At 43.6% G+C, this 13,167-nt stretch carries 13 protein-coding genes; 10 read left to right on the forward strand and 3 right to left on the reverse strand.

Annotated features, from left to right (window positions below; translation table 11 throughout):
* The first annotated feature begins 32 nt into the window (after positions 1-32).
* From OCV39_RS08990 to gspS2, 8 genes are all read left to right on the forward strand, one after another.
* Positions 33-1,760 carry an ABC transporter permease gene (locus OCV39_RS08990; RefSeq protein ID WP_261888327.1) on the forward strand — a complete coding sequence of 576 codons (1,728 nt, stop codon included), beginning with the start codon at positions 33-35 and terminating at the stop codon, positions 1,758-1,760.
* A complete protein-coding gene (locus OCV39_RS08995) occupies positions 1,726-2,373 on the forward strand; it encodes an ATP-binding cassette domain-containing protein (RefSeq protein WP_261888328.1) in 648 nt (215 codons plus the stop codon). The genes OCV39_RS08990 and OCV39_RS08995 overlap by 35 nt, the downstream gene beginning before the upstream one ends.
* The gene (locus OCV39_RS09000; RefSeq protein WP_261888329.1) at positions 2,366-2,992 is read left to right on the forward strand and encodes a CDP-alcohol phosphatidyltransferase family protein; all 627 of its coding nucleotides are present in this window, start codon (positions 2,366-2,368) and stop codon (positions 2,990-2,992) included. Before OCV39_RS08995 ends, OCV39_RS09000 begins: the two co-directional genes overlap by 8 nt.
* A gap of 189 nt (positions 2,993-3,181) precedes the next feature.
* Complete coding sequence (locus tag OCV39_RS09005; RefSeq protein ID WP_017052003.1) at positions 3,182-3,433, forward strand: hypothetical protein; 252 nt, start codon at positions 3,182-3,184, stop codon at positions 3,431-3,433.
* Between the two features lie 104 nt (positions 3,434-3,537).
* The gene (locus tag OCV39_RS09010) at positions 3,538-4,110 is read left to right on the forward strand and encodes a septation protein A (RefSeq protein ID WP_261888330.1); all 573 of its coding nucleotides are present in this window, start codon (positions 3,538-3,540) and stop codon (positions 4,108-4,110) included.
* Positions 4,111-4,218: 108 nt separating this feature from the next.
* The gene (yciA, locus tag OCV39_RS09015; RefSeq protein WP_017052001.1) at positions 4,219-4,617 is read left to right on the forward strand and encodes an acyl-CoA thioester hydrolase YciA; all 399 of its coding nucleotides are present in this window, start codon (positions 4,219-4,221) and stop codon (positions 4,615-4,617) included.
* A gap of 116 nt (positions 4,618-4,733) precedes the next feature.
* The gene (locus tag OCV39_RS09020) at positions 4,734-5,030 is read left to right on the forward strand and encodes a YciI family protein (RefSeq protein ID WP_017052000.1); all 297 of its coding nucleotides are present in this window, start codon (positions 4,734-4,736) and stop codon (positions 5,028-5,030) included.
* Positions 5,031-5,435, forward strand: coding sequence for a GspS/AspS pilotin family protein (gene gspS2 / locus OCV39_RS09025; protein WP_113797391.1), 405 nt, complete (start codon positions 5,031-5,033; stop codon positions 5,433-5,435).
* A gap of 213 nt (positions 5,436-5,648) precedes the next feature.
* Here the strand turns inward: gspS2 and metE are convergent, their stop codons facing one another.
* A complete protein-coding gene (gene metE, locus OCV39_RS09030; protein ID WP_113797393.1) occupies positions 5,649-7,988 on the reverse strand; it encodes a 5-methyltetrahydropteroyltriglutamate--homocysteine S-methyltransferase in 2,340 nt (779 codons plus the stop codon).
* A 332-nt stretch (positions 7,989-8,320) separates the two neighbouring features.
* On the opposite strand from metE, the gene OCV39_RS09035 reads away from it, so the two are divergent.
* A complete protein-coding gene (locus OCV39_RS09035; RefSeq protein WP_017051997.1) occupies positions 8,321-9,232 on the forward strand; it encodes a LysR substrate-binding domain-containing protein in 912 nt (303 codons plus the stop codon).
* A 202-nt stretch (positions 9,233-9,434) separates the two neighbouring features.
* On the opposite strand, the gene OCV39_RS09040 is transcribed toward OCV39_RS09035, so the two are convergent.
* Together OCV39_RS09040 and OCV39_RS09045 are read right to left on the reverse strand one after the other, a co-directional pair.
* Entirely contained in the window at positions 9,435-9,629 is a 195-nt protein-coding gene (locus OCV39_RS09040; RefSeq protein WP_017051996.1) for a DUF4250 domain-containing protein, read from the reverse strand.
* Positions 9,630-9,728: 99 nt separating this feature from the next.
* Entirely contained in the window at positions 9,729-10,409 is a 681-nt protein-coding gene (locus OCV39_RS09045; RefSeq protein ID WP_113797395.1) for a hypothetical protein, read from the reverse strand.
* 332 nt (positions 10,410-10,741) lie between these two features.
* Here OCV39_RS09045 and OCV39_RS09050 point away from each other — a divergent pair, with 332 nt between their 5' ends.
* On the forward strand, positions 10,742-13,111 hold the full coding sequence (locus OCV39_RS09050) for a YgiQ family radical SAM protein (protein WP_029203293.1): 2,370 nt from the start codon (positions 10,742-10,744) through the stop codon (positions 13,109-13,111).
* Positions 13,112-13,167: the final 56 nt, after the last annotated feature.

Raw genomic sequence — 13,167 nt, forward strand, 5'->3', positions numbered from 1 at the left:
AACGCACCACTAAAAATTCAGTTAGGCCCTCAATGTTAAGGGGGCTTTACCTACTGATTATGACGGTATGCATTGTGCCTATCGCGCCAGGTATTGTCGGGGTTATTTTATCGTCACTTGGCTATATTCCTGCGATAGGTCTAAGCCAAGTTTCGCTTAACGGCTATCTAGCGGTTTTTCAATGGAGTGGCAGCGCGCAATCTTTAGGCTTGACCGTTTTCAGCACTCTTACGAGCAGTCTACTCACTTGCTTGATCACTTTCGCCATTCTACAAAATAGCTGGCAAAGTACTGTCTGGAAAAAGATAGAGAACCTCCTGTCGCCACTACTGGCAATGCCACATGTTGCGTTTGCCATCGGTTTTGCGTTCCTGTTCTCACCTACCGGAATGCTTGCTCGCTTGATTGAGCCTTTAGCTCAGTGGCTACCTTTCATCAGTGACCCTTCCTCTCAGAGTTGGCTCATTAAAAACGCTTACGCTCTGGGACTAACCTTGGTTCTGGTCATCAAAGAGGTTCCTTTTCTGTTGCTTATGAGCATTCCCATCATTCAGCAACTTAATATCGACCAAACACACAAAGTGGCCAGTAGTTTAGGTTACACACCAGCCCAGATGTGGTGGAAGTGTGTATTACCACAATGGCTCACCAAAATTCGCTTCCCGATGATGGCGATTATTGCTTACAGTGCGTCCGTCGTTGATGTGGGTTTGATTGTGGGCCCAACCAACCCGCCAACATTTGCGGTATTAGTGTGGCAGTGGTTTAGTGATCCAGACTTGAGCTTGCTACCCCGAGCAGGTGCAGGGGCGATGCTGTTATTTGCTCTTACGCTGGTGTTGATTGGATTTGCTCGGTCAGTCGAGCAGTTCATAACAAGATACTGTAGACATTGGCAAGTATCAGGCCGTTCTGGCGTAAGCTTTCCGGGCCTTAGCCTATTCATAGGTTTAGCTAGCATCAGTATCATGACGCTGCCTCTCATGCTGCTATGGAGTTTTGCTCAACGCTGGCGATTCCCTGACCTATTCCCAACGCAACTAAGCACTCGATTTTGGATGACTGAGTGGCAAAACGTGGTGCCTACCATCGTTGATAGCACTCTCATTGCCATACTCGCCGCAACCATCGCCCTATTTTTCGCCATTATTTGCCATGAATTCCGAGAAAAAAACCGCTGGCATGTGCCGGGCATTGTGATTGCTATCCCTATGCTGGTGCCTCAACTCTCCATTTTATTCGGCATTCAGATCACCACACTCTATTTTTCTGGCGATGCCTATTTCTTCTGGGTGACATGGTCACATATCTTCTTTGCGTTTCCTTTCGTTTTTTTAGCCCTAGACGGCCCCTGGCGCAGTTACGATCCTTGTATCTCACAAGCGGCTCTAAGTTTAGGAAAAACGCCACTGCATGTGTGGCTAAAAATCAAAGCGCCTATTCTTTTCCCTGCCATCATGTTTGCTTGGGCAGTCGGTATGAGTGTCAGCCTAGCGCAATATTTGCCGACTCTCATGCTGGGAGCGGGCAGAATTTCAACCTTAACAACGGAAGCGGTTGCCTTAGCTAGCGGCTATGATCGACGTGTCACTGCTATTTATGCCATGTGGCAAGCTCTTCTGCCGTTTATTTTCTTCTCTTTTGCGGTGCTTGTAAGCCGCCTTCATCTCGCTAAAACGCGATCTCACCATCAGCAACCTCAAATTGTTCGGAAGCCATTAAAACATGACTCTATGCATAAAAAACCTCGCCATATCTAAACATAAAGGCGATCTGCTATTTCCTGTCATCTCGACCCAAGTTAAAGCTGGAGAAGTATTAACCTTAATGGGTCCAAGTGGCTGTGGGAAATCAACGTTATTAAGCGCTATTGCAGGTCATCTATCTCCCGATTTCACGGCACAAGGAACGATAACGCTTTGTGGTAACACTATTGGCGATCTACCACCACACAAGCGCCAAGTGGGGATTCTATTTCAAGAAGACCTCCTTTTCCCGCACCTTAACATTTGGGAAAATCTTGCGTTTGCACTGCCAAATAGAATCAAAGGAAACGAGCGTAAAGATGCTGCCATGGCGGCTTTAGACAAAGTGGGTCTATTAGAACTTGCCCATGCACTCCCCGACCAAATTTCTGGTGGGCAGCGAGCAAGGGTCAGTTTAGTACGCATGTTATTGGCTCAACCCAAACTGGCATTATTAGATGAACCATTCAGTAAATTAGATAAAGAGCTAAGAGTTCAGTTTCGTGATTGGGTATTTACGCAGCTTAAACACGCCAATATACCAACAATAATGGTGACGCATGACAGTGACGATGTGCCACCAAATAGCCAGTGCTTAACGTGGCCATGGGGAGATAGTCATGCTTGATCGCTTTAGTATCCAAATCATTCGCCAACCCCTCACTTTCGCGGCTAAGCACGCGAACACCGCAGGGCTTACCGCCAATCAAATCACGGTTGCGGGCTTCGCTTTCGGTTGTTTAGCCTTTCCTGCTCTACTTTTTCAGCAGTATCAGTGGGCCTTGTTGTTCATTGTTATCAATCGAATATTCGATGGTTTAGACGGGGCTCTTGCGAGAATTCAAGGGATCACAGACTCTGGTGGCTTCTTAGATATCAGTTTAGATTTTTTATTTTATTCGCTTGTTCCGTTCGGCTTTGTACTGGCAAACCCCGATCAAAACGCTATTGCTGGCGCCCTGCTTATCTTTTCGTTCATTGGCACCGGCAGTAGTTTTCTCGCTTTTGCTGTTATGGCAGGAAAGAGAAACATTAATAATCCGGTCTATAGTAATAAGTCCCTCTATTACATGAGCGGATTAACTGAAGGAACAGAAACTATTGGCTGTTTTGTTTTGTTCTGTTTATTTCCTTCTCAATTTGCAAATATCGCTTATGTGTTTTCAGCGCTTTGCTGGATCACAACCTTTACTCGAATTTGGTCTGGATTTCATACCATTAAAGCAGATGAAAAACAGACGTCTTAGACAATGAGAGGAACAGTAAATGGTGAGGGATGCCAAATATTCAAATTGATTTTCAAATTGAGTATTTGTGGCATAAAAGCGATAAAATAGCGTTAAAACTTTGGCATTTGTTTTGCTAGTTATTCTTCATACACAGTAGTGACCAGTATCGAAATTGCTGACAAACTACTCAGACATGGAGTACAAGTTATGACTGTTCAAAGACACACATACTACGGGCTCATCCATCACGGAATCAAAGCCCTGCTACTAGACAGAATTGGTCACTTTACTGAAAGTGAATACCATCAATACTTAGACTTGATGACAGGAAAATCTTCATGCTTTGCGATGAGTTGTGAAGAGCTTCACTCGACCGTTGAGAACTTACGAAGCGAAGGTTACTTGGAAGATATAAAAGGGTTAATCCCACAATTCCAATCTACAAGTATGATGAAATAACGATCTTTGCTTATTTTTTGTATCCAATTGTCACTATCTGTTTTGCATTGGGGCACTTTTCGTTAGACTGTGCCCAATTACTTAAATAGGATATATCTTGCAACATGAAGCAAATAATTGATTTTATTCCACTAATAATATTTTTCGCCCTTTACAAGATGTATGACATCTATACCGCAACTGGCGCATTAATTGTGGCATCAGCAATTCAGATTGCTATTACTTACTTCATCTACAAAAAAGTTGAAAAGATGCAAGTCATCACCTTTTTAATGGTGGCCATATTTGGTGGCATGACGATCTTCCTGCATGATGAAAACTTCATCAAGTGGAAAGTGACGATTGTTTACACTCTTTTTGCGCTTGGGCTTTTGATCAGCCATATGATAGGCAAATCGGCAATCAAAGGGATGCTAGGCAAAGAGATTACGCTTCCTGATTCAGTCTGGAACAAAATTAACTGGGCATGGGTTGTTTTCTTTAGCTTCTGTGCAGTATTGAACGTTTATGTTGCATTTAGCTTACCACTCGATGTATGGGTCAATTTCAAAGTATTCGGCCTACTTGCTGCAACCTTCGCGTTTACCTTATTAACTGGTGTTTATATCTATAAGCATCTGCCAAAAGATCAACAGCTACCGGAAGACCAGGCATCTAATGATAAAAATGATGGTTAAGCTTTATCATTAGATGATCAATAGATTATTTTTGATATAATCCCGCCATTAAATTTTCAGCGACCGTATTGGTCGCTGATTCGTTTGTCGTTTCGGAACCCTCTAAACATGACTCAAGAAATCAACTCGCCAAAAGGCCAACTTCTTCTTCGTACACTTGCTATGCCTGCAGACACTAATGCTAACGGTGATATTTTCGGTGGCTGGATCATGTCACAGCTCGATCTCGCAGGTGCTATTCTGGCAAAAGAAATTTCTTGCGGCCGTGTTGTTACCGTATCAGTTTCAAGTATCACTTTTAAACAGCCAGTGAGCGTTGGTGATGTGGTGTGTTGTTACGGTGAATGTACTCGAATTGGCCGCACTTCTATGTCTGTCAATCTTGAAGTTTGGATTAAACCTGTGAAGATTGATGGCATCGGGGATCGATACCAAGTCTGTGAAGCGACATTTAATTATGTTGCAATCGACAGTGAAGGCCGCCCTCGCCCAGTAAATCAAGGATAGATTCACAAAATAGCGCTCAATTCGAGGTTAAAGGTGTGAACTTCCAGTACATTGAACGGACTAACTTAGCTGTATAAGCATTTATAGAAGTCAGACATAAAGTAAGGATATTGAATATGTGGTATGTCATCTTTTCACAAGACGTAGAAAACTCTTTAGAAAAACGTATGAGCGTGCGCGCGCAGCATTTAGAACGCTTACAGCTACTGCAAGATGAAGGCCGCCTACTGACTGCGGGTCCTATGCCAGCCATCGATTCAGATAATCCGGGTGAAGCGGGTTTTACTGGATCTACTGTTATCGCACAATTCAACTCCCTTGCCGAAGCTCAGACATGGGCTGATGCCGATCCTTACATCGGTGCTGGTGTGTATGAAAATGTTATTGTGAAACCATTCAAAAAAGTGTTTTAGATGACCACAATTCGTATAGCCATTGCTCTCATGAGTTCTTTACTTGTTTTATCAGGTTGCGCATCAACCGAGGAGCAGGAAAAGCAACGAATGATAGAGCTTACCGCTCAAAGCCGAGCCAGTGTTCTTTCTGCTGGTTTACCGATTGAGCAAGGCCCGCTTTCAATCATGCGAGCGTCGGCTAAAAATGGTGTGGTTGAATTAATGATGCTCTATAACACCGACGCGAAAGGTGCGAAACCAATCGACAGCGTCATAAAAAGCAGCATGGATTATTACTGCAATAATGTTGAAGTGCTTCAAAACCTAGAGATAGGTGTGAGTTACCGAATTATGCTGAGAAACTCTCGCGGTCAGTTGATGGTCGATGAGCTTATATCTCAGCAGCGCTGTGAAAGTTTATAGAACCTATTTCGCGTAGGCTGTTTGATGCAATGAAACGAAAAGGTTGATACCGATTCTCTATTTAAATAGCGAATGTGTATCAACCTTTTTTATTTTAGGTCATTCCATTTTTGTATCAAATTAAGTAATCGCGCTAAGCATTCACATTAACGAACTAACGAACAAACGAACAAACAGAATTACCACCGCCCCTTTGACCAAACCCAGAACCTTTTAAGCCAGTTCTACGCGCAATTTCTTCGCCGCTGACACGAGGTTCGCGAGAGCCGCTTCTGTCTCTTTCCAATTTCGGGTTTTTAGACCACAGTCAGGGTTTGCCCATAAGCGTTCTGCTGGGATTTTATCCGCCGCTTTACGAAGCAGATCTTCAATCCACTCTTGCGTTGGAATGTTTGGCGAATGAATGTCATAGACGCCAGGGCCAATTTCATTCGGATAGTTAAATTCCTCAAACGCTTTGAGCAACTCCATATTCGATCGTGATGTTTCAATGGTGATCACATCGGCATCTAAATCGGCCACTGACTGAATGATCTCATTAAATTCGCTGTAACACATATGAGTATGTATTTGCGTTTCTGGTTTTGCACTTGCCGCCGAAATCTTAAACGCATCCACAGCCCACTCAAGGTATTCTGCGTGATCACTCTGCTTCAACGGTAAGCCTTCACGGATTGCAGGTTCATCAATTTGAATAATGTTAATACCTGCATCTTGAAGATCTGAAACCTCATCACGAAGCGCAAATGCCAATTGTTGGGCTATCTCTTTGCGGCTAATATCTTCACGAGGGAAAGTCCAACACAAAATAGTCACAGGGCCGGTTAGCATTCCTTTCATCTGTTTTGATGTTAAGGATTGCGCATAGGTAGACCACTCGACAGTCATTGGTTTTTCTCGTTCGATGTCTGCTACGACAATCGCCGGTTTAACGCAACGTGAACCATAACTTTGCACCCAGCCAAACTGAGTCGTTTGAAAGCCTTCAAGGTTCTCAGCAAAGTACTCAACCATATCGTTACGTTCCGCTTCACCATGGACAAGAACATCCAGATCCAAAGCTTCTTGGCGCTTAACCGCATCAGCAATATGACCTTTTAACGCACTGTTGTACTCCGCTTCTGTCAATTTCCCTGTGCGATACGCATTGCGCTGAATTCGAATTTCTCCGGTTTGAGGAAATGACCCTATGGTTGTGGTCGGCAATAATGGAAGGCCAAGAACCTCTGCTTGATGCGCTGCACGTTCAGGGTATGCTGCGCTTCGTTCAGCCAAAGTCTTAGTAATTGAATTCAACCGAGCTTGCACCTTGGGCTTATTAACATGCTCAGCAGTACGACGAGCAACAATGGGTTGGCTGTAAGTTTCACAAGCTAGAATTGCGTTTTGGTCGCCATCAAGCGCCGCCCCTAACAGGCTCACTTCGGTCACTTTTTGCTTCGCAAATGCAAACCAACTCTTCACTTCATCTGACAGTTTCTGTTCTAACTCAAGATCTACCGGGCTATGAAGTAATGAACAAGAACTCGCAACCCACAACTTATCACCCAGCTTATCTTTCACTGGCTGTAGACGAGCTAATTCAGCACCTAAATCTGCTCGCCACACATTCCGCCCATTAATCACACCCGCAGAAAGTACCCACTCTTGCGGTAATTTTTCAACCACATAATCAAGTTGCTCTGGTGCGGCAGACAAATCAATATGCAGGCCATTGACAGGCAGTTCAACGATTTTATCGAGGGTATCTGACACCGAATCAAAGTAGGTGGTTAAGAGTAGTTTCACATCACTTTGTAGGACTTGATAAGCAAGTTTGAATGAGTTCAGCCACTCTTTTTCTAGCTCTAGCGACAAAATTGGTTCATCAATTTGTACCCACTCCACCCCTAGTTTTGCGAGTTTTGCTAAAATAGTTTGATAAGCCGTAAGCAATCTCGGCAATAAGGTAAGTCGATCAAATCCCTCTTCAACCTCTTTACCAAGATACAAATAAGTCAGCGGACCTAACAGCACTGGCTTCACTTTGTGGCCAGCATTAATGGCTTGGCTTACCTCTTCAAATAACTGGGGCCAACTCACTTCAAAACTGTCATCTTTACTGAATTCTGGCACGATATAGTGGTAATTAGTATTAAACCACTTTGTCATATCCGATGCTGCATTGCCTTCACCAGAATGGTTAGAACAACCACACTCAACTTGAGACTGACCACGACCTACGCGGAAAAGAGTATCCAGATCTGGAAATGCCTTTTCGCCCTCTTCTCCACCAGCATGTCGTTTCGGTGCATGACCAAGCAGTAATGTGGTTGTGAGAACGTGATCGTACCATGCAAAATCACCTGCGGTGGCAAAAGAGAGTTTTGCCTCAGCCTGAGTATTCCAGTTACGAAGCCTAAGTTCGCTTCCTAGTTCTTTCAAACCGTTTTGATCAATTTCGCCACGCCAATATTTTTCTAAAGCAAACTTCAGTTCTCGCTTCTCGCCAATACGTGGGTAGCCAAGAATGTGAGTGGTTGTTTTATTTTCTACTGCTTCAAATCTAGCCATCTTAATATTCCTTATTATTCGCTTAAATAGGTCATTTCGCTCAGTTCACTTGATTACCCTAACGCACTCAAGATGTCTGGATGGCTAAACTATCGCGTCAAACGACTCATTGAACAACCTCCAAATATTCATTTTGTTTATGAATTAAATTCATGTTTCTCAGCTCCCCATTAGATTTAATTAATTCATTTAGCCATCTAGATGTTTACAACTCACAAAAAGAGTCGTAGTTTAAGTCTTATAAACAGCGAGAAAGAACTCTGATGTAAGTAATTCAATCACGTAAAAGTATTGATAACGTTCAGAAAGCTTAAGGAATATGAGGGACACTCATGATAGAGCTAAAACATTTACGGACATTAGTAACGCTAAGGGATACGGGCTCGTTAACGGCAACCGCGACGTCATTGCATCTGACACAGTCTGCGCTGTCTCATCAACTCAAAGATTTAGAAGCGAGGCTTGGTGGACAGCTTTTTTTACGCAAGACTCGTCCGGTAAAATTCACGTCTGAAGGTGATATTTTGCTTAAACTGGCTGACGACATAATGCCTAGGATGGCAAAAGCAGAAAATGAGCTAGCAAGCTTGAAAGAAGATGTAAATGGTAGATTGCACATGGCGATTGAGTGCCACTCTTGCTTCCAATGGCTCATGCCTGCACTTAAGGAGTATCAAGTTACGTGGCCAAGTGTCACGTTAGACTTCTCTTCTGGCTTTGGTTTTGAACCTTTACCAGCACTGCTCGCGGGAGAGCTTGATTTGGTGATCACATCAGATATCCAACCACGATCTGAAGTGCACTATGAGCCACTGTTTGATTTCGAAATGCGTTTGATTACTTCTACCCACTCCCCGCTCGCCCATAAAGAGATCATCGAGCCCAAAGATCTCATCAATGAAACGATGCTGTCTTATCCCGTTCAAAAACAGCGCTTAGATGTCGTTAAACATTTTCTGAGCCCCGCAGGTGTTGAGCCCGCAAAATGGAAGCAAGCAGATAATACGTTGATGCTAGTACAGATGGTATCCGCAGGGCTTGGCGTCGCAGCATTACCCAACTGGGCTATCAGTGAATTCTCTCGACAAGGTTTAATTACCAGCAAACCTTTAGGGGAAGGGTTATGGAGACGTTTATTCGCGGCAACAAGAAATGCAGAAAAAGATAAACATTACCTTCAAGCTTTTTTTAATACCGCTCGCCAGCAATGCAAAAGCCATCTTGATGGGATCAAGATGGCATAACACAAACCTAGTCAATAACAAGGCTACCTACATAACGTTTGCCATTAGAAAGTTTGCTAATAGAACGTTTACAAATAGATAGCTTGCCAATAAATAGTCTGCCAATAGAGAAAGGACTCTATCGGCATCACTGGCTTCAATTTGAAAAGCAAGCACTTTGAAAGCAAGCAGTTAATGAAGCGAATGAATCACGTTCTATTCACTAGTAGGACTTAAACTGATTGGTCAATGGATCATATTGATAGCCCAAACCATCAAGTTTGCCGACGACATTCTGTTCATCCATTTCATACATACTCACTAACTCTTCAAAGCTATCACACTCTAAACGCAGTTTTTCATTCACAATACCTAATAGAATACTGCTGTCTAGGCTTCCCACACTGCTCAATTCCATGATCACGCTCCTAGTGGATTTAGATACTTTAAGCGTAGACCGAATTTTAAGGTCAGAATGTGACTTTTTGCGAAATATGATGAAAAATTCGCAATTATCTCAAACGATAAAAAAGGCCTGTAAACCAATGGTTGCAGCCAACAACGTAAGGTTTGCAAGAGTCAGTTGTAACTTATTCGGAGACTGAGACAAAAATAGATGCCAGCACCAAATAACAATACCGATGATAAGTAGAGCAAAGCTTATTAATAAGCCTTGTGTCGCCAAAGCCAGTGACTCTTCATTGAGACTGTATGCGTGCAACAAGGTCGCCAGCACTACCAGCATACCGCTCAATACGCCAGCGACAGGTAAAATACGATGAAATGCGTCCAATCGAGAGCGAGCAATCAACAGTAACAACTGACCGAAGATCGCCCCTAATGTTCCAATATAGGCAAAATTCACAATCGATGCTGCGATTGATGGCTGCTCACTGATAACAATGCCAACGTAAGCGAGTGCAAGTCCGTTCGCTAGATAGAGCAACCATAACGGCCCTTTATCGCGGGTTTTATTGGTCTGAACCTTAGAGAAAAAATAGAATATCGCAAACACGACTAAGAAAGCTTCAATCTTAATCGAAGCTACTGCGAGCCAAAGTACACCGATCGCAGGCAGCATTTTATGCACTCTTCCTCGCTGACCTGGGCATATATCGCCTTTGACCAAAACTAGGGTTAACACTAGCTGTGCACCTAACAACATAGGCGCGAATGACATTAGAATAGACTCAACCATCTCAATTGCTTCGTAATTTGATTTTATAGGGGGCGGATCATATCAGAGTAAAAGGGTGAGTTCCTAATGGTTCTATTTCATCCATGTTCAATAACAGCGAAAAGCCCGGCAATTGACTAATATCTCACCCATATCAACACATTTACCGTTATTTAATAGTCACAAGCTGTTTTAAAGTGTGCGAATTCCACCCTCCAAATAAGAATGAGATTCACTACCTCATTAGCATTAGTCAAAGATAGAAAACACCCAGAAAATCAAGGGGGATGTTCCACTAGCTACTCACATCACATATCGCTATAATTCCCGCCTCAAAGATCAGAGGTCAAAATATGTACAGCGATATCACTCCTATTCATCAATACAAAAAATACTGGGCCGAGTGCTACGGAACCGCACCCTTTTTGCCTACCAGTAGAAAGGAGATGGATGCTCTAGGTTGGGATAGCTGCGACATTATCATTGTCACAGGTGATGCTTATGTCGACCACCCAAGCTTCGGAATGGCTATCATCGGACGCCTTTTAGAAGCGCAAGGGTTCCGTGTTGGTATTATTGCTCAACCTAAATGGGACAATAAAGACGCGTTCATGAAGCTAGGTAAGCCAAATCTATTTTTTGGTATTACTGCGGGTAACATGGACTCGATGATCAACCGCTATACATCTGATCGTAAACTTCGCCATGATGATGCCTACACGCCAAATAATGAAGGCGGTAAGCGTCCAGATCGTGCCACTTTGGTCTATTCACAGCGTTGTCGCGAAGCTTATAAAGAAGCGCCTATCGTTCTCGGTGGTATTGAAGCGAGTTTGCGCCGTATCGCACACTACGATTACTGGTCTGATAAAGTTCGTCGCTCAGTGCTGTTTGATGCAAAAGCAGACATACTTCTTTTTGGTAACGCTGAACGTGCCCTCGTCGATATTGCTCACCGCTTAGCAAATGGCGAATCCATCGCGGATATGACCAATATTCGTGGTACGGCTGTTAATTTACCAGCGGAGCCGGAAGGTTTTAAAATCATTGACTCTTCTCGTATAGAAAAGCCGGGGAAAACCGCTTATGTTCCGGTTAACCCATACGAAGTTGAAACCCAGTGTGAAACAAATAAAGACGCTCAATCGGCACAAGATAAGCCTGTTGAAGTTGAAGCAAAACCGATTTATATAAGCCCTTCGCGCCACGATTCTAAAAATACAGCAATACGTTTACCTCCTTTCGAAAAGCTGAACAATGACCGAATTCTATATGCTCACGCTAGCCGTATTATGCACTTAGAAACGAATCCGCATTCTGGCCGAGCACTGATCCAACGCCACGCCAATCGCGAATTGTGGGTTAACCAAGCCCCTATTCCTCTGACCACTGAAGAGATGGATTATGTGTTTGGGCTATTCTTCGCTCGAGTTCCGCACCCTATGTATCGCGGAGCTAAAATTCCAGCTTATGAGATGATCAAAACATCGATCAATATCATGCGTGGATGTTTTGGTGGCTGTTCATTCTGTTCAATTACTGAGCATGAAGGACGCATTATTCAAAACCGCTCGCAAGAGTCGATCATCAATGAGATGGAAGAGATCAGAGATAAAGTTCCAGGTTTCACAGGCACAATCTCGGATTTAGGTGGCCCTACCGCAAACATGTACCGTTTAGGCTGTTCAATACCTAAAGCAGAAGCGACTTGTCGCCGTCCTTCATGTGTCTTCCCTGTGATTTGTAATAAGCTCAATACCGATCATAAGCACACTATCGATCTTTATCGTGAAGCTCGTAAAGTGAAAGGCATAAAGCGAATCATGATTGCATCTGGCGTTCGCTATGACCTTGCGATTCAATCGCCGGAATACGTGCGTGAACTGGTGACTCATCACGTTGGTGGCTATCTGAAAATTGCCCCTGAGCATACAGAGAAAGGGCCATTGGATCTGATGATGAAACCGGGCATGGGAAGCTATGACCGTTTCAAAGAGATGTTTGAGAAGTACAGTAAAGAAGCAGGTAAGAAGCAGTACCTGATTCCATACTTTATTTCGGCTCACCCAGGAACAGAAGATGAAGACATGCTTCATCTAGCTCAGTGGTTGAAGAAAAATAATTTTGAGTGTGACCAAGTACAAAACTTTTACCCATCACCGATGTGTAACGCAACGTCAATGTACTACTCAGAAACCAACCCACTGAAACGAGTGAAATATAAAAAACGCGAAGACGTCCCTGTACCTAAAGGGGAACGTCATCGTCGATTACACAAGGCTCTATTGCGCTACCATGATCCAGCAAACTGGCCGATCATTCGTGAAGCTCTGATTGAGATGGGGCAAAAACACTTAATTGGTGACAAGCCTCACTGTTTAGTGCCTGCTGAAGACTTAGAAACACAGACTCCAGCACAACGCCGTAAAACAGGGCGACATGGTGCAAACCGCTTTGCGACTAAACACTCAAAAGGTCAACCAGGATTGGGTGGTGAAAAAGAGCGTAAATCGCCAAATGGTCATTCGAAAAACAACCATTCACCAAGTAAGAATGGTAACGGTAAACCGACAGGTCAGCGTAACTCGGCAAATAATCAACAAGGTGAAAATCCAAGCCGAAGCAAACAACGCCCTCAAGGTTCTAACCAAGCGAAAGCGAATGGAAACCCCCAAGGTGGAAATGCAAAACCGAAAGGAAATCGTAAGCCTAAACATCGTTAATGGTGCAAGCGGGCTCACTTCAGGTCTATAAATAATAAAAAGCGCAGAGAGATCTG

It is taken from the genome of Vibrio cortegadensis (assembly GCF_024347395.1).
In the GTDB taxonomy this organism is placed as follows: Bacteria; Pseudomonadota; Gammaproteobacteria; order Enterobacterales; family Vibrionaceae; genus Vibrio; species Vibrio cortegadensis.

What these genes read in the sequence shown, in the direction of transcription:
- metE (WP_113797393.1), bottom strand. Translation starts at nt 7,988, where the DNA reads ATGGCTAGATTTGAAGCAGTAGAAAATAAAACAACCACTCACATTCTT.
- OCV39_RS09020 (WP_017052000.1), top strand. Translation starts at nt 4,734, where the DNA reads ATGTGGTATGTCATCTTTTCACAAGACGTAGAAAACTCTTTAGAAAAA.
- gspS2 (WP_113797391.1), top strand. Translation starts at nt 5,031, where the DNA reads ATGACCACAATTCGTATAGCCATTGCTCTCATGAGTTCTTTACTTGTT.
- OCV39_RS09045 (WP_113797395.1), bottom strand. Translation starts at nt 10,409, where the DNA reads ATGGTTGAGTCTATTCTAATGTCATTCGCGCCTATGTTGTTAGGTGCA.
- OCV39_RS08990 (WP_261888327.1), top strand. Translation starts at nt 33, where the DNA reads ATGTTAAGGGGGCTTTACCTACTGATTATGACGGTATGCATTGTGCCT.
- OCV39_RS09035 (WP_017051997.1), top strand. Translation starts at nt 8,321, where the DNA reads ATGATAGAGCTAAAACATTTACGGACATTAGTAACGCTAAGGGATACG.
- OCV39_RS09050 (WP_029203293.1), top strand. Translation starts at nt 10,742, where the DNA reads ATGTACAGCGATATCACTCCTATTCATCAATACAAAAAATACTGGGCC.
- OCV39_RS08995 (WP_261888328.1), top strand. Translation starts at nt 1,726, where the DNA reads ATGACTCTATGCATAAAAAACCTCGCCATATCTAAACATAAAGGCGAT.
- OCV39_RS09040 (WP_017051996.1), bottom strand. Translation starts at nt 9,629, where the DNA reads ATGGAATTGAGCAGTGTGGGAAGCCTAGACAGCAGTATTCTATTAGGT.
- yciA (WP_017052001.1), top strand. Translation starts at nt 4,219, where the DNA reads ATGACTCAAGAAATCAACTCGCCAAAAGGCCAACTTCTTCTTCGTACA.
- OCV39_RS09000 (WP_261888329.1), top strand. Translation starts at nt 2,366, where the DNA reads ATGCTTGATCGCTTTAGTATCCAAATCATTCGCCAACCCCTCACTTTC.
- OCV39_RS09010 (WP_261888330.1), top strand. Translation starts at nt 3,538, where the DNA reads ATGAAGCAAATAATTGATTTTATTCCACTAATAATATTTTTCGCCCTT.
- OCV39_RS09005 (WP_017052003.1), top strand. Translation starts at nt 3,182, where the DNA reads ATGACTGTTCAAAGACACACATACTACGGGCTCATCCATCACGGAATC.